Annotated in this window: 21 protein-coding genes and 1 pseudogene; 11 read left to right on the top strand and 11 right to left on the bottom strand. The window is 60.9% G+C overall.

Annotated elements, in window-relative coordinates:
* Positions 1-2: 2 nt before the first annotated feature.
* The 3 genes from IM543_12735 to IM543_12725 all read right to left on the bottom strand — a co-directional run bounded on the left by IM543_12735 (position 3) and on the right by IM543_12725 (position 2539).
* The gene (locus tag IM543_12735; GenBank protein QOY92496.1) at positions 3-749 is read right to left on the bottom strand and encodes a hypothetical protein; all 747 of its coding nucleotides are present in this window, start codon (positions 747-749) and stop codon (positions 3-5) included.
* Positions 750-765: 16 nt separating this feature from the next.
* Complete coding sequence (locus IM543_12730) at positions 766-1032, bottom strand: hypothetical protein (GenBank protein QOY92495.1); 267 nt, start codon at positions 1030-1032, stop codon at positions 766-768.
* A 1270-nt stretch (positions 1033-2302) separates the two neighbouring features.
* Complete coding sequence (locus IM543_12725) at positions 2303-2539, bottom strand: hypothetical protein (GenBank protein QOY92494.1); 237 nt, start codon at positions 2537-2539, stop codon at positions 2303-2305.
* Between the two features lie 363 nt (positions 2540-2902).
* Here IM543_12725 and IM543_12720 point away from each other — a divergent pair, with 363 nt between their 5' ends.
* Positions 2903-3970, top strand: a complete 1068-nt coding sequence (locus IM543_12720; GenBank protein QOY92493.1) for a DNA-binding protein — start codon at positions 2903-2905, stop codon at positions 3968-3970.
* Between the two features lie 200 nt (positions 3971-4170).
* Complete coding sequence (locus IM543_12715) at positions 4171-5157, top strand: ATP-binding protein (protein ID QOY92492.1); 987 nt, start codon at positions 4171-4173, stop codon at positions 5155-5157.
* 317 nt (positions 5158-5474) lie between these two features.
* On the opposite strand, the gene IM543_12710 is transcribed toward IM543_12715, so the two are convergent.
* From IM543_12710 to IM543_12680, 7 genes and pseudogenes are all read right to left on the bottom strand, one after another.
* Positions 5475-6260 carry an AAA family ATPase gene (locus IM543_12710; protein QOY92491.1) on the bottom strand — a complete coding sequence of 262 codons (786 nt, stop codon included), beginning with the start codon at positions 6258-6260 and terminating at the stop codon, positions 5475-5477.
* The gene (locus IM543_12705) at positions 6257-7336 is read right to left on the bottom strand and encodes an IS21 family transposase (protein ID QOY92490.1); all 1080 of its coding nucleotides are present in this window, start codon (positions 7334-7336) and stop codon (positions 6257-6259) included. Before IM543_12705 ends, IM543_12710 begins: the two co-directional genes overlap by 4 nt.
* A gap of 653 nt (positions 7337-7989) precedes the next feature.
* Complete coding sequence (locus tag IM543_12700) at positions 7990-8526, bottom strand: hypothetical protein (protein ID QOY92489.1); 537 nt, start codon at positions 8524-8526, stop codon at positions 7990-7992.
* A 439-nt stretch (positions 8527-8965) separates the two neighbouring features.
* On the bottom strand, positions 8966-9340 hold the full coding sequence (locus IM543_12695; protein ID QOY92488.1) for a DUF1311 domain-containing protein: 375 nt from the start codon (positions 9338-9340) through the stop codon (positions 8966-8968).
* A 115-nt stretch (positions 9341-9455) separates the two neighbouring features.
* Positions 9456-9650, bottom strand: a pseudogene (locus tag IM543_12690) (IS3 family transposase).
* On the bottom strand, positions 9631-10029 hold the full coding sequence (locus tag IM543_12685) for a DNA-binding protein (protein ID QOY92487.1): 399 nt from the start codon (positions 10027-10029) through the stop codon (positions 9631-9633). The pseudogene IM543_12690 and the gene IM543_12685 overlap by 20 nt, the downstream one beginning before the upstream one ends.
* A 10-nt stretch (positions 10030-10039) precedes the next feature.
* Entirely contained in the window at positions 10040-10222 is a 183-nt protein-coding gene (locus tag IM543_12680; protein ID QOY92486.1) for a hypothetical protein, read from the bottom strand.
* A gap of 301 nt (positions 10223-10523) precedes the next feature.
* On the opposite strand from IM543_12680, the gene IM543_12675 reads away from it, so the two are divergent.
* Positions 10524-11516: a tyrosine-type recombinase/integrase gene (locus IM543_12675; protein ID QOY92485.1), complete on the top strand. Its 993-nt coding sequence runs from the start codon at positions 10524-10526 to the stop codon at positions 11514-11516.
* Positions 11517-11570: 54 nt separating this feature from the next.
* Here the strand turns inward: IM543_12675 and IM543_12670 are convergent, their stop codons facing one another.
* Positions 11571-12134, bottom strand: a complete 564-nt coding sequence (locus IM543_12670) for a DUF305 domain-containing protein (GenBank protein QOY92484.1) — start codon at positions 12132-12134, stop codon at positions 11571-11573.
* A 449-nt stretch (positions 12135-12583) separates the two neighbouring features.
* On the opposite strand from IM543_12670, the gene IM543_12665 reads away from it, so the two are divergent.
* From IM543_12665 to IM543_12630, 8 genes are all read left to right on the top strand, one after another.
* On the top strand, positions 12584-13441 hold the full coding sequence (locus IM543_12665) for a Lateral flagellin (GenBank protein QOY92483.1): 858 nt from the start codon (positions 12584-12586) through the stop codon (positions 13439-13441).
* 202 nt (positions 13442-13643) lie between these two features.
* Complete coding sequence (locus IM543_12660; GenBank protein ID QOY92482.1) at positions 13644-15530, top strand: AI-2E family transporter; 1887 nt, start codon at positions 13644-13646, stop codon at positions 15528-15530.
* Between the two features lie 136 nt (positions 15531-15666).
* Positions 15667-16626, top strand: coding sequence for a chemotaxis protein CheV (locus IM543_12655; protein QOY92481.1), 960 nt, complete (start codon positions 15667-15669; stop codon positions 16624-16626).
* 243 nt (positions 16627-16869) lie between these two features.
* Positions 16870-17067: a hypothetical protein gene (locus IM543_12650; GenBank protein QOY92480.1), complete on the top strand. Its 198-nt coding sequence runs from the start codon at positions 16870-16872 to the stop codon at positions 17065-17067.
* 124 nt (positions 17068-17191) lie between these two features.
* Positions 17192-17743 carry a putative glycolipid-binding domain-containing protein gene (locus IM543_12645; GenBank protein ID QOY92479.1) on the top strand — a complete coding sequence of 184 codons (552 nt, stop codon included), beginning with the start codon at positions 17192-17194 and terminating at the stop codon, positions 17741-17743.
* A gap of 471 nt (positions 17744-18214) precedes the next feature.
* Complete coding sequence (locus tag IM543_12640; protein ID QOY92478.1) at positions 18215-18736, top strand: phage tail protein; 522 nt, start codon at positions 18215-18217, stop codon at positions 18734-18736.
* Between the two features lie 25 nt (positions 18737-18761).
* The gene (locus IM543_12635; protein QOY92477.1) at positions 18762-19256 is read left to right on the top strand and encodes a phage tail protein; all 495 of its coding nucleotides are present in this window, start codon (positions 18762-18764) and stop codon (positions 19254-19256) included.
* 16 nt (positions 19257-19272) lie between these two features.
* A complete protein-coding gene (locus tag IM543_12630; protein ID QOY92476.1) occupies positions 19273-19806 on the top strand; it encodes a phage tail protein in 534 nt (177 codons plus the stop codon).
* Positions 19807-19885 lie beyond the last annotated feature (79 nt).

Here is a 19885-nt window from a genome sequence, read left to right as displayed (position 1 = left end):
CGTTAAACCTGCTCGATCAGCCCCAACTCGTCAAGAGCCCGCAGAGTGTTTTTCTTCGGCATGAAATGAACGTACTCTACGGCGAGAGCGAACAGGTACGGCGTCTTGTGCGCAAATTGCTCGTAGCACCTGGCTACGATGTCCTGGTTCGTGCCTGGAGCTGGACTTGCCTTGTATGCGGCCAGGCGCGAAGCAACGGTTGCTTTGTCCTTGAGCCACTGCCATCGAAGCACTGCTCGGCCTTCGTACGCGGCCACCGATGGATCATCGAAAACGTACACGAAGCTCGGTGGATCGAACCCAGCCTTACCGACTGGGCTCCGTTGACGAGAGGAGGGGTCTTCGCCGCCGGTAGCCGCTGGCGGAACCTCGTCATGCACTGCCGGACGATCGGCCTTGTTCTGGACCAGAGCTGGCCTGGTTTCGGCTAACGCCTCGAGTTCGAGCCTCCTGGCTTCCAACCGCCCGACAAACTCTGCGGTGTTCGTTGCAAGCAGCAGTCTCATGTCCTCATCCAGCCGGGTTGGCGAGCCCACGGAGCCGCCATAGTACGACTTCGCATCTTGCAGAACCCGGCCATACAGGCGCTGGAAACAGTTGCCTCCCAATACCTGGAACTGTGCACCGACCAGCAAGATGTGAATGCGGGCATAGACCGAATGCCCACATCCCTCGGCTTGGCAACGGACACGCCTGTCACGGTCGACCTCAACGACGTCAACGAGGTATGCGGACTTTGCTTCACCCATATTCAGTAGTGCCAGCTTAGGTCAGAACATTTCTTTCGACGCCCACCTTGTCGGATTCCATCTCAAGTTGTGCGCCGGCGGCCTTGTCAGCGGGGTCGCATGTGACCTCGACATCGATGTAGTCATCCTCGTCGACGAGCCTCACAAAATCTCGCCCAGAGGAACCGGCCTTCCAACGGAGTAGCGCAGTGAGTGCGTCTGTGCTCGCGCGGTTGCTACTCAGGAAAGCAGCGACCGAATTATTGGCTCTCGTGAAGCGGTACTTCACCTTAATCTTGTCCATGATTCGAACTATTCGTTACTGGCTTATCGGTCGGCCACAGCTGGCTGTGCGGCTGGCCCCATCAAAATATTACTCTACCATGGGTAACACGGACCTAAGACAACCTCTGGGCGCAGAATCTTTACTAGTGTACTTCGAGGCGTTGCCAGATGCGCGCGATCCGCCCCGCCGCGCGCCCGAACTTGCTGGTCTCCCATCAAATATCCGTCATTTGGGAGTGCGAAGATGGGTGGGAAAGACGACGCGATATTGCGATGCAACGACAGGGGAGGGAGGTCGCCACCGTGAGAGCTAATACGGTTACACGAGCGGCTAGAACCGTTGTCGAGCGAACTCCAGTAGTCGAAGAGCTGCCGCCAGATCGGTTCAATTAATGGTCGAGAACGACATGGGCCGTGCACTCCTATTCTGGCTCGTCAATCGGATCGGTGAAGCCAAGCTGCGAAAGAGCGTCGACAAGTCCCAAAACCGTTGGCCCGGACAACAGCCGTTCGTCTCGACACTATTGAAGTGGTACAACCTCAGAGTTCCGGTCGCCGTTTTCGCCCCGGTCCGCATTCCCGTGTACTGTTTCTATGTACTGTGCCGGCTGGACGGGACCGAGGTCAAGATCGGAATGACCGGTGGCCGACCCGCGTCTCGGCATTCACCTTGCCGTACCGTGCAGTCGCGGAGGTGTTCGACTTGGAGCGCAGCCGGGCATTCCTTGTGGGCGGCAGCAAGTCCGAAGCGTTGCGCAGGGAGAGTGTAATCAAAAAGCAGTTTGCCGCTTGGCGCGTAGACGTGCGATCGCGGGAGTGGTTCGATGGTGCCGTGACGGACGATGTACTGGCAACAGCCGCGTCATTTGATAACCGAAGCGCACTTGTACTGCAGACCCTCCGTGCTGCCATGGAGATCCAGGCAAGGGCAGGGCTGGAGAACCCGTGCAGGCCGGTACTGAGCTCTGTGAGACCAGTTGACAGGAGCGACCTGCAGTGATGCTTCGGCCTCACATTAGCAATAGGGCGCTGGTTTTGACCCGAGGCTTGGAGTCGCCAGCGAGCCTCGAGAATAACTGCGGCAGCCCACTCTAGCTTAATGCTCAAAACGGTTTGTCTAAGGCATAGCAGCCCGCCGGTACGACCTTTCTTCCGCGACGAATTCGACAGACTTGGAAGGTCGTTGTATGGACCTGGTGACCGATCTATCGACTGGGCGGTAGGGAATTTTCGGAAAGCTGCGCCGACTAAGTCTGTCGGCACAGCTCATGAAGCATGCCCCAGGCTACTTACTTCTGCTGAACGGGATAAACGAGCAACTGCCAACGGATGTCGCCGCTTTGCGGATTATGCTGCCTATGATTTTGGGGCGGCAAGATGTGGCCGCCCGCGATAGCAATCTCGTCGCCGCACGAGGTGCAGCGATAGATCCCTGGATGAGGCGCAGCGGTTCCGGGGGTATGCGTACCGTCGAAGGCCGCATCGTTAGTTTGCGTCAACCGTTGACCAAATTTGTACAGCGCCATACACATTCTCCACATCAAGTTAATGTTATTTAGAAACACATGAGCTGCGGAGCGACTCGTAGGAATCGTCCTACTTGATTATAGATCAGCGAACAGTCCTTAGCATAACCACCAGCTAAATAGGTATAGAGCTACCTTTCGCATTGTCAATTTGGACTCTACGTTGACTGCGCATACAACTAAGCACTTCCACATGAGAGCTGAGATTTGCGCTGCTGCCGGACGGAGAACAAACGGCGGGGCGAACCTCCCCCGCGTGGCAGCCGCCAGGTTTGACATTATAAGAATAATGTCATATTTCCGAGGTAGGGGATCGTAAATCTAATGTAATACGTAGTAATATTAGAACATACGGAGGGCCTTATGCCGGAGCAAAACGATCTAGACGCCGCATTGCAGGCGGATGTGGAAAAGCTGCGCGCGGAGCATCCGCGGACCCCTGACCTCTACAGGGAGGTATGCATCGTCATGTTTTTCCGGTACGGCGTTACACCGACCGCCAATAAGCTGTATCAGCTAGTTCGTAAAGGGAGCATGTCGGCCCCGACCGAGGCGCTGCGCGCTTTCTGGGCCGATCTACGCCGGTCGGGCAAGGTGGATCTGGGTCAACCTGATCTGCCTGTCGACTTGGCGCAGGCCGCCGGCGATCTGGTGTCAAAGCTCTGGAGCTCGGCCCGGACCGCGGCTGACCAGTCTCTTGACCAGTTTCGGCAGGCAGCAGTGCAAGAACGTGACTCGGCACTACAAGATAGACAGACTGTCCAGGATCAACTCGATAACGCCAATCGAGAACGGCAGATCCTCACCGCAAAACTGGAGACCGCTTTCCGAGAAAACGCGAACTTGCGTGAAGAGGCGGCCGTCAGTTTGGCGGCAACTGCCGAGATGAACGCAAGGCTTTCGGATGCTCGTCACGCTGTTTCGGAAGCGGAGCGGCGGCTTGAGGTAACGCGTATCCAACACGCTGAGGAGATCGAGCGGGTTACGGCGCGGATTGCGCACGCCGAGGAGCGCTTCGCTGCGTTGGAACACCGCGCCCTGGTCGAAATCGATCGCGAACGTACGACCGCAAACAAACTGGAGAAGGCTCTCGAGTCAGAGCGAAGCCTGTCTGCGACGTCAACGCAGCGACTCCAGTCCGAGCTGACGAATGCTCGGATCGAAGCGGCGAAGCAGGCCAGAGACTTTGCCGCGCTAGAAGAGAAGCTGAAAGCCGCAATCAATGAGAGGGACATTGCTCGAGACAAGGCCGAGCAATTGCAGGTCGCCATATCGGATTTGACTGGGCAGATCGCGGTCGAGCGGGCACGCGCGGAGATCCTTCGTGAACAGCTAAACCGCCGTCCCTCTGCGTCGGCACGCGCAGCAAAACCAAGTTCGGAGGGGAAAATTCGCATCACGCGCCGGGCTAAAGCAAAGCCAGCTGTATGACTGCGTCGTGGCAGGGTAAGAAGTAAGTAAGCTTCAAGCACTGTCCGCCTATCCTCATTGGAGGGCCGACCCGTCGCTCCGCTAAGAATCGTTGGTTTAACGCTGTCGAAGCGGCCACCTAACTGCAAGTCCAGGTTATCATCTGGTCAAGACCAGGCAGCTTTGTATTCGCTTCGCTTAGACATCTGAAAGGAAAGCGTATGACTGTTCTACAAGACAGCAACGGCCAAGGTGCCCCCCAGACGAATTCTTCAGTGCCGGAAGCGGATTCGACAACTCGCCCGATCGATTTCGAAAAACATCCTGTCCGCCTTCGCACGTACAGTTGTTCAACGCTGCAGGCGGAGGAATTGGCGGACCGTGTTGCCGCGTGGATTAACCAAGGTGTACAGCAGGCAGTCATATTTGGACCGCCCGGCATCGGCAAAACATATGCCATACGATATGTCACCGAACACCTACCTGCTAAATTTCCAGATGTTAGATTTTTGGAAGTGCACGCTGGGGCCGTCAGTGGCGCACCTGGGCGTGAGCGTCTTTTCCTAGAAAAACACGTTATGGAGCTGATCGAGCGGGCAGGCCAGCGCTCATTGGTCCTCTGGATTGACGAATCACAGTTATTGGATCCGACCACGGAAAATACGCTGCGCAACCTGCAGGACCGACTCAAGAACAACGGGATTCGATTACTTAGTGTCCTTGTTGGTCATCCGCGCGTACGAACTCTTAAACAAAAGCGTGTTGCATACGCAAGCGACTTCCCCACGTTCGTTCCCAGCGTACCAACGGAAGCGTTTGAGCTACACGGCATGCGTTCGATAACGGAAATCGAGCACTGCCTCAAGGCTTTCGACAACGACTGCTTTCCGCGCGATAGCGGCTGGTCTCATACCCGTTTTTTCTTACCTCAGGCTTATCTGAACGGCTTCCGTCTGGCAGCATACGCAGGCGACCTATGGCAGGAATTCGTCGAGGCAGATCGGACCACCGGCGCGGATACCAGGACAGAAGTGCCGATGTCCTATTTCGCTAAAACGATCGAACACGCCCTGAAGGAAGGCGCTGCGCGCGATGGCGAAAACATAATTATGGATCGCGAATTTTGGAAAAGAGCGGTGCACCAATCAGGTTGGGGCGAAAGATATGAGCTGCGCCATTTGGTAGGCGAATCTTACGCCCTTTGCTAGTGGCGATTGGTATCAATCCAGCGTCGAGTAGTGGACCTCAAAGTGACTCGACATTAGGTTTTATAATGTCGAGTTCGTCTTTTTTGACAGGTTGCTTATGCCAGGACAGGGATTCTTTTCGTAGACGATGTGTGGTGTCGCCATCCCCACGCGAGCCGTGCGAAAGGCACTAAATCAGGTAATGGCTGGCCAAGCAATGAAGGCACCCAGACGACGACCTGATCGACGCGTGTCAACGGCGATTGAAAACTGATACAGATTTCGTCGTGCCAGCGATTTAAAACTGATACACCGCCGTTGCCGAACACCGTCCGCGTTCAGCCAACTTCTGCAACATCGCTCCCCCTCATCATCCCGGCCTGGCGCTGGTGCTTCAGCCGGTAGCTTTCCCCTGCAATCGGCACGATGTGCGCGTGGTGCAGCAGCCGGTCGAGCAGGGCCGCGGTCAGCGTCGTGTCCTGCGCGAAGGTCGTGTCCCACTGCCCGAACGGCAGGTTGCTGGTCACGATCAGGCTGCTACGCTCATACAGGGCCGCGATCACCTGGAAGAACAGGTTGGCCTGTTCCCGGTTCATCGGTAAATAGCCGATCTCGTCGATGATCAAGAGCCGATACGCCTTGATCGCGCGGTGCATCACCGCTTTCAGATTGTTCTGCGTATGCGCCGTCGACAACGCCAACATCAAGTCGGCCGCCGTCGTGAAGCGCGTCTTGATGCCTGCCTGCGTGGCCTTGTAGCCCAGTGCCATTGCCAGGTGCGTCTTGCCTACGCCGCTGGGCCCGACCAGCACCACGTTTTCATGCCGTTCAACGAAGCCCAGGCCGGCCAGTTCCTCGACCTGGCTGCGCTTGACGCCTTTGGCGAAGTCATAGTTGAACTCGTCCAGCGTCTTCACTGCCGGGAACCCGGCCAGCCTGGTCATCATGCTCTGCTTGCGTACGTTGCGTCCGGCGGCTTCTTCCCTCAAGAGCCCCTCCAGGAAGTCGCTGTAGGCCATCTCCTGCTTCGCCGCCTTCTGGGTTGCGGCGCCATAGCCCTGTGCCACGAACGGCAGGTTCAGGCTCTCGCACAACGCCGCGATACGCTCATGCTGCAGGTTCATGCCGCCACCCCTTCAGTAACCCGCACCAGCAGCGCGTCGTACACCTGTAGCGGATGCTGTACTGGAGACGGTTGCGCGATCCGCTCCACCACCGCCGCCGGCCGCGGCGCCGCAGGTGCTGCAGTACTCGTTTGCGGCCTGGCTGCCGCGATGTCCGCCCGCCACGGTGCCGGTAGCGCTTGCAGGTGCTCCACCTCCCGCTTCAATGCTTCGGCTGGCGGCTCTCCGGTTGTTCCGTGGATGCGCGCATTGGCCACGTCGCGCAACCAGTGGGCCACTTCCACGTTGGCCGTCACGACGTCGAGCTTCTGGCCGCTCTGCGCGAGCCGGCTCGCCAGCGGCACGTAGAACGAACGACGCAGGTAGCCGTTGAATCGTTCGACCTTGCCCTTGGTCTTGGCCCGGTACGGCTGGCACAGCTTGATCACGAAACCGCTATGCCTGGCGTAGTCCAGGAAGCCGGCGTGGAAGCGGTGCTCGCCTTCGCCGTACGCATCGCGTTCCAGCACCACCGTCTTCATGTTGTCGTACAGGACCCGCCGCGTCACGCCACCGAACGCCGCAAAGGCGCGCTCGTGGCAAGCGATCAGGGTCTCCACCTTCATGTTGCTGACGAACTCCACGTAGCTCGCCCGGCTAAAGCCGAGCGTCGCGCAGAACGCGTGCAAGGGTGCGCTGCCTTTACGGAATTCGACCCAGTCCACCTGCAGCTGCTCGCCCATCGCCGTCTCGAAACGCACCACCGGGTCGGCTGGAGGCGCCGGGCGCAAGGTGCGCAGAAAGGCCCTCAACTGGCTCATGCCGCCCTCGTAGCCGCGAGCGGCGATCTCGCGGTACAGCACGGTGGCCGGAATCACGTCGGGCTGAGCGGCTTGCTGCCGATCTCTCAGGTACTGCTCGAATTGCGCCAGCTTCGTCTGGCGTTTGACCTTGCGTTCGTACTTCGGCACGGCCTCCAGGGCCAGATGCCGGCGTACCGTGTTCACTGCGCAGCCTACCTCGGCGGCGATCTGCCGAAGGCTTAACCCATGCCTCTTCAGGAGTTGAATTTCCACGTACACCTCTTTGGGTTTCAAGGCCGCTCCGCAAAGCGGCCATCTTCTCAAAATGGTGTATCAGTTTTCAATCGCTGCCTGTATCAGTTTACAACCGCTGCTGACAACGCGCGGGTACGGTATAAACAACGCGAAGTAACCGGAAAAACCGAAGGAACCACCCGTTTGCCCGATCCGCTCTAGCACTTCGCTAATCGTTTCAACTGCAGCGTGGCACCGCTTGAACACCACGCCGCTGCATAAGCAAAACCGTGACCTAGAACGCACGCGACCCCACCGTAGCTCGGCCCATGCCCGAGCAGGCGCCAGCCCCATTTATGCTCGGAGCAGGATGCTTACGCGGCAATGCTCAGCCAAAGATAGTCTACAACCTGGTGGGATCTCTCAATAAACGTTCCCGCCATACGTCCAGCAGTGGTGAACCACGGCTACGCGTCCTGCATATGAGCATAGCTTGCAGTATCACGCGCAGGCCCGTCCGTCATGCCAACTGGATTTCACAGCGGCGAGACAATGTCATGTCGCAGAAGACAACCTCCAAAGAGCTGAGGAGGCTAGCTGTACTCGGTGAATGTCTCAAAATTAGTTCGCAGCCTTCGGGGAGTCTCACATTTAGTTCGTCTAAATGTACACTTTTAGTTCGCCGGATGGCAGTACTGCCGGTGTTCGCGTGTTCAAACAAGATCGGATTTGACATAATATAGATTATGCGACGTCTTGCATGCTGGGTTGGGGCACGCTGTAGCTGCAGATCTCAGAAGCAAAGCTGTTAGATCTTTGGAAGTAAAACTGTTAGATTGCGCTGCCCGTATATCTCTCACAAATTTGCATCCAACCGCTACCGCTTTGTCCAGCTTCGCCAAGCGTTCTTCCAACGCGATTGCACTTTTCGCCGCAGACAGTTCCACTTCGAGCGCGGAGATTTGCCGCCGCACTTCGCCGGACGCGATGTCCGCGCGCGCGGCCGTTTCCCCAGCTCCAGCCAACCGCGTCCTGCTGTCGACCAGTTGTGCCTCGAGCACGGCAGCCCGCGCCTCGACGGCCTGCAGTTGCTCGATCTTCTTCGCTTGGTTGCGGCTGGCTTCACGTTCAAGATGCAGAGCCTGCTTGACCGAACCGAGTTCGGACGCGAGCGCGGCCGCCACCTTGTTCAATCGCGTCAACTCTTCCTGCTTGAGCGAAAACGCAAGCTGCGCCTGCTTCAGTTCCATTTGCAGCCCATGGACCTGATGCTCGTGCCGGCGTTGCTCCTGTTCGCGCTGTTCCTTGGCCGCCGTACGAAATGTTCCAGGGCGTCCCGCGAATGTCTACGCTTTTCTTCCAGCGACGCTTGGTGCCGTTCGGCGTCGGCCAGCCTGCCATTCACATCAAGCACGCGCTGCTCCGCGGTATGCCGCGATTATCTCGTGTGAGTCCCTGATCTGCCTTTGAAATGCTCGATGGTCAATCCTGTTTGTTGTCACTGTCAATCGCATAAGTCACTTCATTCAGAAAGCTGGGCATACTGTCGTCCTCTCAATTCATCGTAACCTGCACCGTGCCGACCTTCTCAGTGCCGCTGCCCGCTCGTGGCGGGCATTGGATACTGCTGGGGCTCTTCCGTGACGACGCCACAGCTGCGTGATATAGCTGGCTGTGGCGTTTACGAACTTACATTGCTGCCTCTTCCAGCATCGCTTTCAGGTCTTTGGTACGTTCCCTCGTCATCTGAGACAAGCAGCTAGAGCGGACCAACGAGTACATCGTGCCGCCTTCATAGCCCGCCGAATCGAAGTCGCATTGCAGATCCCTGTACTTGATCCATGCGATTTGAATTTCTTTAATCTTCTCGCGGCGGTCCTTTTCCAGCTTGGTTACAAGTTCCTTATAGGTCTTGTTCAAGCGAGCATCCTCACGCTCATAGTCTTTTGCGGCGCAAGTATTCATCGCCAACTGAGATTGCGGATTCTTGCAGTTTTCGGCAGCAAGCGCACTTTCTGCGAAGGCGGATGCAGCTACCAGGGTAAAGATGAACAGTTTTTTCATGTGTCTTACATTCTCCCTTTTATGGGCTAGCGACAGGATATCGCCTACCTCAACGGCTAAGCCCCGACCTGCAGGGTGAAACGCCCCGGCTTTCGTAGACGCCGATTAGTATGCGTCAGGCCGGGATGGCCTCACCGCTCAACTGCTTGTCATTGTTTGCCTCAGCTTCGGCCGGCGGTATATAGCCGAGCGGTTCGAGCGAGCGATAGTGGGTGAACCAGGAAACCCATTCCGGCGTGGCCAGTTCAACCGCTTCACGTGTTTTCCAGGGAGCGCGGCGGTGGATCAGTTCAGCCTTGCAGAGCCCGTCGCGCTTCGCCGCGCCGTACTTTCAGTTCAGACCGGGCACCTTCGTCAGCGCCGCGCCGATCGTCCATCCGCGCCCTCAGCTCGGTGAGCTCAGCCGTAGCATTCCGTTTCAGCTGCTCCGCCAGCAGCGGCGCCAGGGCGAGGATCGCATCACTGACAGCCTGTGTCGCGCCGCCCTCCTCGACCTCGGTTTTGCGCACGTGTTTAAGGATCGTCGTCCTGGACCCCGTCTCGCCCAACACCGCCCTGACCGCGTCGATCGATGGGTGTCGGCCCCGAGCGGCCACCTCGTCACGGACGCGATTGACACCTGAAAAATACATGCCTGAGCGAACTCCATCCTTGAACAGCCTGCCAGCTGGGAGCAAGCTGCATGTCATGATTTTTCCGTTACTCCTCGACCCCGCATGCACGAAGCACGTCACCGATGCGCCCGGCAATGATCGAGTAACTGCCAGGTGTCGAAATCGGTGACGGCGAAGCTGCATCGCGGAGCAAACGTGCCGCATCCTGCGACAAGGTTGTGATGATCTCGGCCTGCTCGTCATTCAAGTTTTTAGGAATACTGTTCATCTTTTTTCGTTCCTTTCAGCTGTCTACGTTATCCTGCGCTTTCGCCTGCTTGGCGTACTGTGCTGAAATGCCTCGCAGTCTCTGCCACTGCAAGCTCGGCGCCTGCTTTCGGCCAGCACCTTGCCGCAGATAGCGCTGCCGGCGTCACTGCCTGGCTGGTTTGCCCTGACCACTCTTTACCGCCCCCTGGAGTATCCACCCACCCGCAGCCCTGATGGCGGGTTTTTAGGTTTATTGAGGAATCTAGTTGGTTAGTTACTTTTTTGGGTTATAGTGCTCTACACCTCACTCCATTCAGATCATGACCAAGCGCACTACCTGGGACGCCAATCCGGTCATGGCCTTCGATGCCTTCATCGTCAGCCTCGACTTTGCCGAAACCGCCAAGCGCCTGCCGGCCGACAACAAGTTCAAGACGCTCTCGGCGCACTCCGTCGCGACCTATCGCTTCATGTTCGGGAATTTTTGCAACTGGATGAGCGAACAAGGAAAGACCTTCTCCGCCGTCGACAAGTCCGACATCAGGCGCTTCATCAATCGCAGCGACGAGAACGGCCCGGTCATCAATAGCAAGATCGCCTACCGTTACCTGCGCCTGCTCGAGCGCTGCTACCAGCATCTCGAAATGAATCCGAACCCGGCGCGCGAGGCCATCCTGGCCACCGGTCCGGCCGAATTCATGCGCAATGCCCCTACCCGGGCGTTGTCGGACGACCAGTTGCGCCGCTTCTTCGACGCCCTGCCTGCCGCGCCGGCACGCGTGCGCCGCACTTCCGCCTTCGACGGCTGGAAGCGCCGGCGCGACCGGGCCATGCAGCTGGTGATGGCGCTGGCGGGGCTGCGGGTGTCCGAGGCGATCGGCCTGCTGCTCGGCGAGATCGGGCAGCAGGCCGACCTCGACGGCGCCATCGAACTGACCGTCACCCCGAGGGAAAAGCACGATACGAGCCACGAACACGTGACCCTCCTCCCGCGCGAGGGCGCGGTCGAGCTGCAGGCCTGGCTGGGCGAGCGCGCCAGGATGGGTATTCCGGGCGACTTGGTGTTCCCTGCCAATACCGAGGGCCGCAAGATGATCAAGAAAACCGTCTACATGCAGGTCCGGGCCACGTTCGAACGCGCCGGCATCGACCTGTCGCGGGCCGGCGGTCGCACTCTGCGCAACACCTTCGCCCAGCGCAAACTGGCCGAGGGTGCAGCGCCCGATGCGCTCAAGGACACGCTCGGCCTGGCGCTCGAGCGCTCCGCTGCCGACTACCGGTTTGCGCGCGTCAAACCGGACCCCGAGGACTGAAACCGCCCACCAGCTGGCGGTGCCGGTTGGATTCCGGCGTAGACCGATGGCGCCCTAACGCACAGCGTCGCGCACTTGCTGCGCCATCTCCGGTGTCAGCGCGGTGGAACGTGGCGGCAGCGGCGTGTCGCCGCGTTCGCCCTTGTCCTCGATATCCTGGATGAGCGCTTTCATCTCGGCGATTTCCTTGACCTGGGAAGCAATGATCCCGTCAGCCAGCTTGCGCACGCGCGGGTCGCTGATGCTCGCCTTGCGCGCATTGTTGATGGCAATCGAATGGTGCGGGATCATCGACTTCATGAACCGGAGGTCGTCGATGAACGTCTGCGCGCGGTTAGCGGCGAGCAAGGCAATGGCGGCGATGGCGGCGACCACCACGACTGCGATCTTGGTCCCGGTGCCCTTGTACATCGACCACATGAAGCCCAGCATCACGACGGTCATGACGCATCCCATCACCAGGGATGCCACCAGCCGGTTGACGGCGAAAAAGACATGGTCGGCGCTGTACACCAACTGATACATCAGGAAGCACATGATGACGACCGAGGTCACGATCATCGCTGCGAACTTCCCCCAGCCCATTCCCATATGCTTGCCATGCGCTTGCTCGTCCATGATGCCTCCTGAGTTGGTGTGTTGCCTGGATTGACATGTCCCCGACAGCCCGCTGCCGTGCCAGCGTTTGCCTCGAATACGCGTGTTCGCGCGCAGTGCATGGTCGCTGTGCGCCCCCTTCACGACGAGCCTCTTCTCGTCTGGGGTCGGCCCGCCGATGTCATCGGAGCGCACCGGCACCGAGCGCTCGCGGGCGGCAGCCGGCGCGTGGCGCGGCCACGCTCGTGGCAGCCGTGTTACCGTAACAGAATGGCAAGACACCAGTCGCATCCTTCAAGCGCGGCGGGCAATAGGTGTCTGGACGTGCGAACTTGCACTGTTGGCAATAAAAAACAGCCATGAAAAAATATTTCCGTAAAGAACTTAATGCCCTGGAGAAACCGGTCGCCTTGTACTGGTGAGAGCGAGTGACGCACTCGACCACGAACCGAATTCCCTAGGAGCTAACCATGCTGAGCCTTCACACCAACAACGCCGCACTGTCCGCACAAAACTCGATCAGCCGCACCCAGAGCTCGCTGTCGACCTCGATGACCCGCCTGTCGACCGGCTACCGCATCAACTCGGCAATGGACGACGCCGCCGGCCTGCAGATCGCCTCGCGCCTGAAAGCCCAGACCTCGGGCATGGCTGTCGCCATGCGCAACACCCAGAACTCGACCTCGATGCTGCAGACCGCCGAAGGCGCGCTGGACGAAGTCAGCAACATGCTGGTCCGCATGAAAGACCTGGCAACCCAGGCCGCCGACGCCTCGTCGACCGACGACGACAAGACCGCCATGCAGTCGGAATACGATGCGCTGGGCCTGGAACTGGCGAACGTCCTGGACAACACCAGCTTCGGCGGCACCAAGCTGCTGGTGGGCGGCACCGTCGCGTCGTCGATGACCTTCCAGATCGGCGCATCGGCAAGCGAAACCATGAGCGTCGACCTGAGCGCCGACGTGAGCTCGATCGTCACCGACGTCAGCGCTGCCACCGCGAACTACTCGGCCGCCACCACCGGCGCCGAACTGACCGGCGCCGGCGCCGCCAACGGCACCATCACCAAGCTGGAAACCGCACTGGCATCGGTCAACAAGGTCCGTTCGGGCCTGGGCGCCGCCGCCAACCGCCTCGAGCACGTGTACAACAACCTGTCGAACATCAGCACCAACAGCAAGGCCGCGGCCGGCCTGATCATGGACGTGGACTTCGCGACCGAAAGCGCGAACATGACCTCGAACCAGATGCTGCTGCAAGCCGGTACCGCCATGCTGAAGCAGTCGAACAGCATGTCCTCGATGGTCATGTCGCTGCTGCAGTAATCCTTCACGGCCATCCACCGGCCGGGTACGCACGAGCCAGCCTTCGGGCTGGCTTTTTTTTCGTCGTCCGGCGCCGTCGATCCGCACTGCCCGGACGCCGCGCGGTGACGGCGGAATCGGTCAATGCCGAAATACTTGGCTAAAGAGACATTTTCCTTTATACATAATCGGTTTTCATTTCCACCCAGCGAGCAGGTTCCGCATGAATGTCCAGCCACCATCCCTGCGCCTGACGGCGAATACCGTCGTCAGCGCCACCTGCGTCGTCGCCCTGCTCTATTTCGGACGTGAAGTGCTCGAGCCGCTGGCGCTGGCGCTGATCCTGAGCCTGGTCCTGGCGCCGCTGGTGCGCAGCATGACGCGGATCGGCCTGGCGCGCATGCCGGCGGTCCTGCTGTCGGTGGCCGTGGTCGGCACCTGCGTCGGCGGGGTCGGCGCGGTGCTGTTCGACCAGCTGGTGACGATCACGCGCGACCTTCCGCAGTACCGCAAGGCGATCAAGACCAAGGTGGCCAATGTGCGCGAGCTCATCGAGCGCCCGATCACCCGCATCGAGGCCGAGCTGAGCGCGGTGGCGCCGGTCCCGGCGGCCGAGGCGGCGCGCGTGCGCCGCGGCAACCTGGTGGTCACGCCCAACCAGCCGCTCCCGGTCGAGGTGCGCACGCCGCGCACCATGAAGGACACCCTGGGACGCGTCATCAACCTGGTGTGGGGGCCGATCGGCGAGGCCGGCGTGGTCCTGATCCTGCTGGTCTTCATCCTGCTCGAGCAGGGCTCGCTGCGCGACCGCCTGGTGCGCCTGGCCGGCCAGGCCGAGGTGAGCCGAACCATCCGCACGCTGGGCGACGCCGCCCAGGGCGTGTCGCGCTTCTTCTTTTCGCAATTCATCGTGAATGCCACCTTCGGCACCCTGATCGGCGTGTCGCTTTGGCTGGCCGGGGTGCCGCATGCCATCCTGTGGGGCGTGCTCAGCGGCGTGCTGCGCTTCGTACCTTACCTGGGCGTCCTGCTGGCAGGCGCCATCATCGCCGTGTTCGTGGCCGCCATCGACCCGGGCTGGTCGCTGGCGCTCACCTGCATGGCGATCTTCCTGGCTTTCGAGCTGGTGCTGGCGAACTTCATCGAGCCGAAGGTCTACGGACACAGTTCGGGACTGTCGCCGCTGGCGGTGATCGTCTCGGCACTGTTCTGGGGCGCGCTGTGGGGGCCGGTCGGCCTGCTGCTGTCGACCCCGCTCACCCTGTGCCTGGTGGTGGCCGGGCGCCACGTGCGGGCGCTGGCGCCGATCACCATCCTGCTGGGCGACGCGCCGAACATGTCCGACGCCGAACGCTTCCACCAGCGCGTGCTGGCCGGCGAAGCCGACGAACTGACCAAGGACGCGCGCGCCTACGTGCGCCGCTACAGTTTCGCCCGCTACTGCGACCATGTGCTGCTGCCGGGCCTGCGCATGGCGGTCTCCGACCTCGGCACCGGCTCCATCGACAAGGCCCAGGAAGCCCGCATGCGGGCGGTGATCGCCAACATTGCCGACACCGTGGCCTCGGCCGCGGACGGCGGCGCGCGCGGCCGCCGCAAGCCGGTTCCCTTGCTGGACGCGAACATCGGCGCCCACCTGCGCCAGATGCGCGAGGCACGCTTCGGCCGCTGGCAGGGTTCGCTCGACGTGCCGCACGGCTCGATCGTCCTGTGCGCCGGCCTGCCATCCGAGCGCGACGAGTTCCTGACCGAACTGCTGGTGCGGGCCTTGCGCGAGGGCGATGTCGACGCGCGCAGCGTGGTGGTCGGCTCGCCGTCGGCACACCCCGAGGGCGGCGCGCCGCAACTGGTCTCGACCGTGTTCATCACCTATCCGCGCCAGGACAACTTCGAGGCCTGGCGCACCGCGGTCGCCGAGCTGCGCGCCGACCTGCCCGAAGCGCTGATGGTGACGGTGCTGCTGCCCTACGACGAGCAGTTGCCCAAGCGCGCGCTGGTCGAGGCCTATGTCGACATGATCCTGCGCTCTTTCGAGGAGGGCCTGGCCTTCGTCGCGCCGGACCGCGGGACGCCGGCCCGGACTGCGGGCATCCCGGAACTGGCGCGCTGAGCAGTCGGAACCGGCGATGTGTTGTTTTCCGGAAGCGGGATGTGAAAAATCACCGGGAACTTGCGTCAGTCTTTACGCACAGCTATGTTTCGCACGTAAAATGCTTGCCTATCGGCACTATTTTTAACGGCGAAATATGAAATCGGTTCAACAGGAAGTCGACGAGCGCAGCAATCTGACGGGCACCAACAAGTTCGAACTGCTTCTGTTCCGCCTCGGCGGCGACGAGAACGGCGAACGTAGCGAATTGTTCGGCATCAACGTGTTCAAGATCCGCGAGATCGTGGCGATGCCCGAGATTACCGCCGTGGCCGGCGCGATGCCGCACGTGCTGGGCGTGGTCAACCTGCGCGGCCAGATCATCCAGGTGCTGGACCTGCCGGCGATCGCCGGGGTCAAGCCGAAGACCGGCCTGAACATCATGCTGGTCACGGAATTTGCCCGAACCACCCAGGCCTTTGCCGTCGAAAGCGTAGAGGAAATCGTCCGCCTGGACTGGAACCAGGTGATGTCGGCCGAGCACGCCGCGGGCAGCGGCATGGTCACCAGCATCGCCCGCCTGCCCGACGAGAGCGGCCAGGCCGGGCGCCTGGCGCAGGTGCTCGACGTCGAGACCATCCTGCGCAGCATGAACCCCGATTCCGCACCCGAGATCAACCAGCAGACGGTCGGCGCGAAGATCAGGATCAAGCCAGGCTCGGTCGTGCTCGCCGCCGACGATTCGGTGGTGGCGCGCGCCCTGATCGAACAGGGCCTGGAAGCGATGGGCCTGCCCTTCATCATGGCCAAGAGCGGCAAGGAAGCCTGGGACCAGCTCCATAGCATCGCCGCCAGCGCCGAAGCCGAAGGGGCGAGCGTGCACGACAAGGTCGCCCTGGTGCTGACCGACCTCGAGATGCCGGAAATGGATGGCTTCACCCTGACCCGCAACATCAAGAAGAGCGCGCGTTTTTCCAGCTTGCCGGTGGTGATCCATTCTTCGCTGTCGGGCACCACCAATGAGGAGCACGTCAAGAACGTGCAGGCCGATGCCTACGTGGCCAAGTTCTCGGCCGAAGACCTGGCGGGCACGATCCGCCGCCTGCTGCGCCAGTAAATACCGTCGCCGCGCCAGCCGGCGCCGCCAGGTTCGGATCGTGTCAACGCATGGGCGGCGGCAATCGTTAAATGTAACAATCGCTAACAAGATCAAGCGTGTGGACCCCGGCAGTCGATATACTATTGACAACAAGCCGGTATGAGATCGGACTACTGTGCGGATTACTGGCCAGGCAAGCGCAAGCTCTGCCGACCGGACAAGCGGGATGCAGCTCCAGGGCGTCTCCCGCAGAAAGCGAACATGCCGCAACGACGACGAGACGAAGAGACCGCAGTAACAGCCGAGTACGCCTTGTTTCTGGCGGAAACACGGGGCCTGCGCTTTGCCCTCGACTACCTGGACAACTGCCACATCCCGCGCGAAATCCTGCTGCGCGCCATCGAGCAACCCGAGCGGCGGCGCCGCACGGAACGCCGCCGCTACCCACGCAACGACTGAGCGCCCTCGTTGCGGGCCATTGCGGGCCGCAGCGTGCGCAAACGCCAGCAAGCGAACGCCCGCAAGTCGAATCCTGCAGCGGAACCCGCAGCGTGCTACCGTAGCTCCTGATGGAGGAGCGGACATGCTGCGCGCATACCGTTGGCGATCCGAGGACGGCGCCGGACTGGAACACCTGAGCTTGCACCACCGGGACGAGGTGATCGTCGCCGACGGGGTCGTCATTGGCGATTGCGGCGACGGGCCGTTCGGCTGCAGCTACCGCATTTGCTGCGACAGCGGCTGGCGCGTGCGCTCGCTCGAGGTGCATGCGGCCGGGGGCGAGTCCCTGGTCCTGACCAGCGACGGCAGCGGCCGCTGGCGCGACGGCGACGGCGCCGACCAGCCTCAACTGACCGGCTGCATCGACGTCGACATCGCCGCCACTCCCTTCACCAACACCCTGCCGATCCGGCGCCTGGGCAGCAGGCTGCTGGGACGCACCGGCATCGCGGTGGTCTACATCCCGGTTCCCGCGCTCGCGCCAAGCCGCCTGGAGCAGGCCTATACGCCGCTGCCGGACGGCCGCTACCTGTACGAAGGGCCGATCGGCGCTTTCGAGGCCGTGCTCGAACTGGACGCCGACGGCCTGGTGCTACGCTATCCCGCGCTGTTCGCCCGGCTCGATGCCCCCTGAGCGGCCGCATGCTGGCTGCCCTGCGACAGGGCGTCTCCGACCACGAGCATCTCGACTGAGCGCGCCCGACGATTCCCCCCGAAAGTAGCATCGCAGCGTCTCGCCGCGATAAAACCTGTTCTGGCGGAAGGCGCCAGATTAGCGGATGGCCGACAGCAGCGCTCCAATGATTCTGGCCTGAATCCACGGCATCGCGCGAGCGATTTTCTACGCGCATTATCCCCTACACATAAATAACGTTTTGCGGCCTTGTTCCCTGACTAATGGAAGAGGCCAAACCCCTGTGTATTCAGCGCATTTCTCCACAATCCCACAAAACGACAATATTCGGTGTCCTTACGCCACATATTGCCAATTCGCATTACATTCCCCATGGAAAAATGGTTAGAATTTTGTTCGCAGCGCTCGATTTGGTTCATGACTGAATCGGTTCATATGTTGCATTCGTTACTTCTATAAAAAGGAAAAGAAATGGCCGATTGCTATGTGGGGGAAATCCGCATGTTCGCCGGAACGTACGCTCCCGAAGGATGGGAGATGTGTAACGGACAACTTCTTCCGATTTCGGGTTACGAGGCGCTGTACACGCTGATCGGCGTTACCTATGGCGGCGACGGCCAGACAAATTTCGCCCTGCCCGACCTGCGCGGCAGGGTCCCCGTCAGCACTGGCGTGAGCAAGCAAGGCATCAACTATAACCTCGGCCAGGCCGGCGGCACCGAAACCGTGACCCTGACGACTGCCGAAATGGGCGCCCATACCCATTCCGTGAATGCAAATTCGGCGCCCGGCACCGACGCCAACGCCGAGAACAGATTCTGGGCCGCCCCGATCGTGACCGCCTATGAAAAGCCCGGAGCCGCCGCCCTGGTCGCAATGAAGCCGAACGCCATCGGCGTTGCCGGTGGAAATCAGCCGCACGAGAACATGATGCCCTTCATGGCGCTGACCTTCATCATCGCGACGAACGGGATCTTCCCGTCCTTCAATTAAGCAGCGCACGAGAGGAGAATTATCCATGTCCGATTTCTTTCTGGGTGAAATTCGCGCATTCGCATTCGGCCAGGTCCCGCGCGGCTGGATGCCGTGTCAGGGCCAGACCCTGCCAATCATGCAAAACCAGGCGCTGTTCGCCATCATCGGGACGACCTATGGCGGCGACGGCCGCAGCACTTTCAATCTTCCTGACCTGCGCGGCCAGGCGCCGCTGTGCTTCGGTCCGGGCTATCCGCAGGGCGCGGCCGGCGGCAGCGCCACGCACGCGCTGATCGACAAGGAAATCCCGGCGCACACCCACCAGGCGCTTGCCTCCGGCCAGCCGCCTTCCCAGCCTTCGCCTTCCGGCAACGCCTGGGCCGCACTGGCCAGCGAATACGCGGCAACGACCGACGTCCAGATGGCCCCGCAGGCACTGGGCACCGCGGGCGGCAGCCAGCCGCACAACAATATGCAGCCTTACCTGGCAATCAATCTGTGCATTGCCATCTCGGGTATTTTCCCGCCACGACAATAAGAAGGAGAGCCGGAGCATGGATTCATACATCGGAGAAGTACGCATTTTCACCGGCCAGTACGCGCCGAACGGCTGGGCAGACTGCAACGGGCAATTGCTGAGCATTGCGCAGCACTCGGTGCTGTACGCCGTCATCGGCGCCATCTACGGCGGCGACGGCCGGACGACCTTCGCGCTGCCGAACCTGAACGGCCGCGTGCCACTGCACCAGGGAAGCGGCAACGGCTTGACGCCGCGGATCGTCGGCCAGGTGGGCGGCAGCGCCGCCGTCGCTTTGGACCAGACCCAGATGCCTGCCCACACCCACCTGCCGCAGGCATTCGACGACCAGGGGTCGACCACCGACCCGACCGCCGCCGTCTGGGCCAAGACGCCCAAGGCCGGCCGGGCCAAAACCGATACGCCGGCCTACGATCCGACGCCCGATACGGCCATGCACGCGCAGGCGCTGGGGCTGGCAGGCAGCGGCCAGCCGCACAACAACATGCAACCCTACCTGCCAGTGCGTTTCATCATCTCCCTGGAAGGCACGTTCCCCAGCAGGCCTTGACCGCCGGACGTACCAGCTCCCGGCAGCGCCAGCGCCGCCGGGGATGATCTCCATCTACATTCGACCTCCCCGCCATGAC

Origin of the sequence: Massilia sp. UMI-21 (assembly GCA_015277795.1) — a bacterium.
Taxonomy (GTDB): domain Bacteria; phylum Pseudomonadota; class Gammaproteobacteria; order Burkholderiales; family Burkholderiaceae_D; genus Telluria.
Note: the sequence above shows the minus strand (reverse complement) of the source record. Positions and strands in the feature narration are given on the sequence as shown.

What these genes read in the sequence shown, in the direction of transcription:
- IM543_12735 (QOY92496.1), bottom strand. Translation starts at nt 749, where the DNA reads ATGGGTGAAGCAAAGTCCGCATACCTCGTTGACGTCGTTGAGGTCGAC.
- IM543_12730 (QOY92495.1), bottom strand. Translation starts at nt 1,032, where the DNA reads ATGGACAAGATTAAGGTGAAGTACCGCTTCACGAGAGCCAATAATTCG.
- IM543_12725 (QOY92494.1), bottom strand. Translation starts at nt 2,539, where the DNA reads ATGGCGCTGTACAAATTTGGTCAACGGTTGACGCAAACTAACGATGCG.
- IM543_12720 (QOY92493.1), top strand. Translation starts at nt 2,903, where the DNA reads ATGCCGGAGCAAAACGATCTAGACGCCGCATTGCAGGCGGATGTGGAA.
- IM543_12715 (QOY92492.1), top strand. Translation starts at nt 4,171, where the DNA reads ATGACTGTTCTACAAGACAGCAACGGCCAAGGTGCCCCCCAGACGAAT.
- IM543_12710 (QOY92491.1), bottom strand. Translation starts at nt 6,260, where the DNA reads ATGAACCTGCAGCATGAGCGTATCGCGGCGTTGTGCGAGAGCCTGAAC.
- IM543_12700 (QOY92489.1), bottom strand. Translation starts at nt 8,526, where the DNA reads ATGGAACTGAAGCAGGCGCAGCTTGCGTTTTCGCTCAAGCAGGAAGAG.
- IM543_12695 (QOY92488.1), bottom strand. Translation starts at nt 9,340, where the DNA reads ATGAAAAAACTGTTCATCTTTACCCTGGTAGCTGCATCCGCCTTCGCA.
- IM543_12685 (QOY92487.1), bottom strand. Translation starts at nt 10,029, where the DNA reads ATGACATGCAGCTTGCTCCCAGCTGGCAGGCTGTTCAAGGATGGAGTT.
- IM543_12680 (QOY92486.1), bottom strand. Translation starts at nt 10,222, where the DNA reads ATGAACAGTATTCCTAAAAACTTGAATGACGAGCAGGCCGAGATCATC.
- IM543_12675 (QOY92485.1), top strand. Translation starts at nt 10,524, where the DNA reads ATGACCAAGCGCACTACCTGGGACGCCAATCCGGTCATGGCCTTCGAT.
- IM543_12670 (QOY92484.1), bottom strand. Translation starts at nt 12,134, where the DNA reads ATGGACGAGCAAGCGCATGGCAAGCATATGGGAATGGGCTGGGGGAAG.
- IM543_12665 (QOY92483.1), top strand. Translation starts at nt 12,584, where the DNA reads ATGCTGAGCCTTCACACCAACAACGCCGCACTGTCCGCACAAAACTCG.
- IM543_12660 (QOY92482.1), top strand. Translation starts at nt 13,644, where the DNA reads ATGAATGTCCAGCCACCATCCCTGCGCCTGACGGCGAATACCGTCGTC.
- IM543_12655 (QOY92481.1), top strand. Translation starts at nt 15,667, where the DNA reads ATGAAATCGGTTCAACAGGAAGTCGACGAGCGCAGCAATCTGACGGGC.
- IM543_12650 (QOY92480.1), top strand. Translation starts at nt 16,870, where the DNA reads ATGCCGCAACGACGACGAGACGAAGAGACCGCAGTAACAGCCGAGTAC.
- IM543_12645 (QOY92479.1), top strand. Translation starts at nt 17,192, where the DNA reads ATGCTGCGCGCATACCGTTGGCGATCCGAGGACGGCGCCGGACTGGAA.
- IM543_12640 (QOY92478.1), top strand. Translation starts at nt 18,215, where the DNA reads ATGGCCGATTGCTATGTGGGGGAAATCCGCATGTTCGCCGGAACGTAC.
- IM543_12635 (QOY92477.1), top strand. Translation starts at nt 18,762, where the DNA reads ATGTCCGATTTCTTTCTGGGTGAAATTCGCGCATTCGCATTCGGCCAG.
- IM543_12630 (QOY92476.1), top strand. Translation starts at nt 19,273, where the DNA reads ATGGATTCATACATCGGAGAAGTACGCATTTTCACCGGCCAGTACGCG.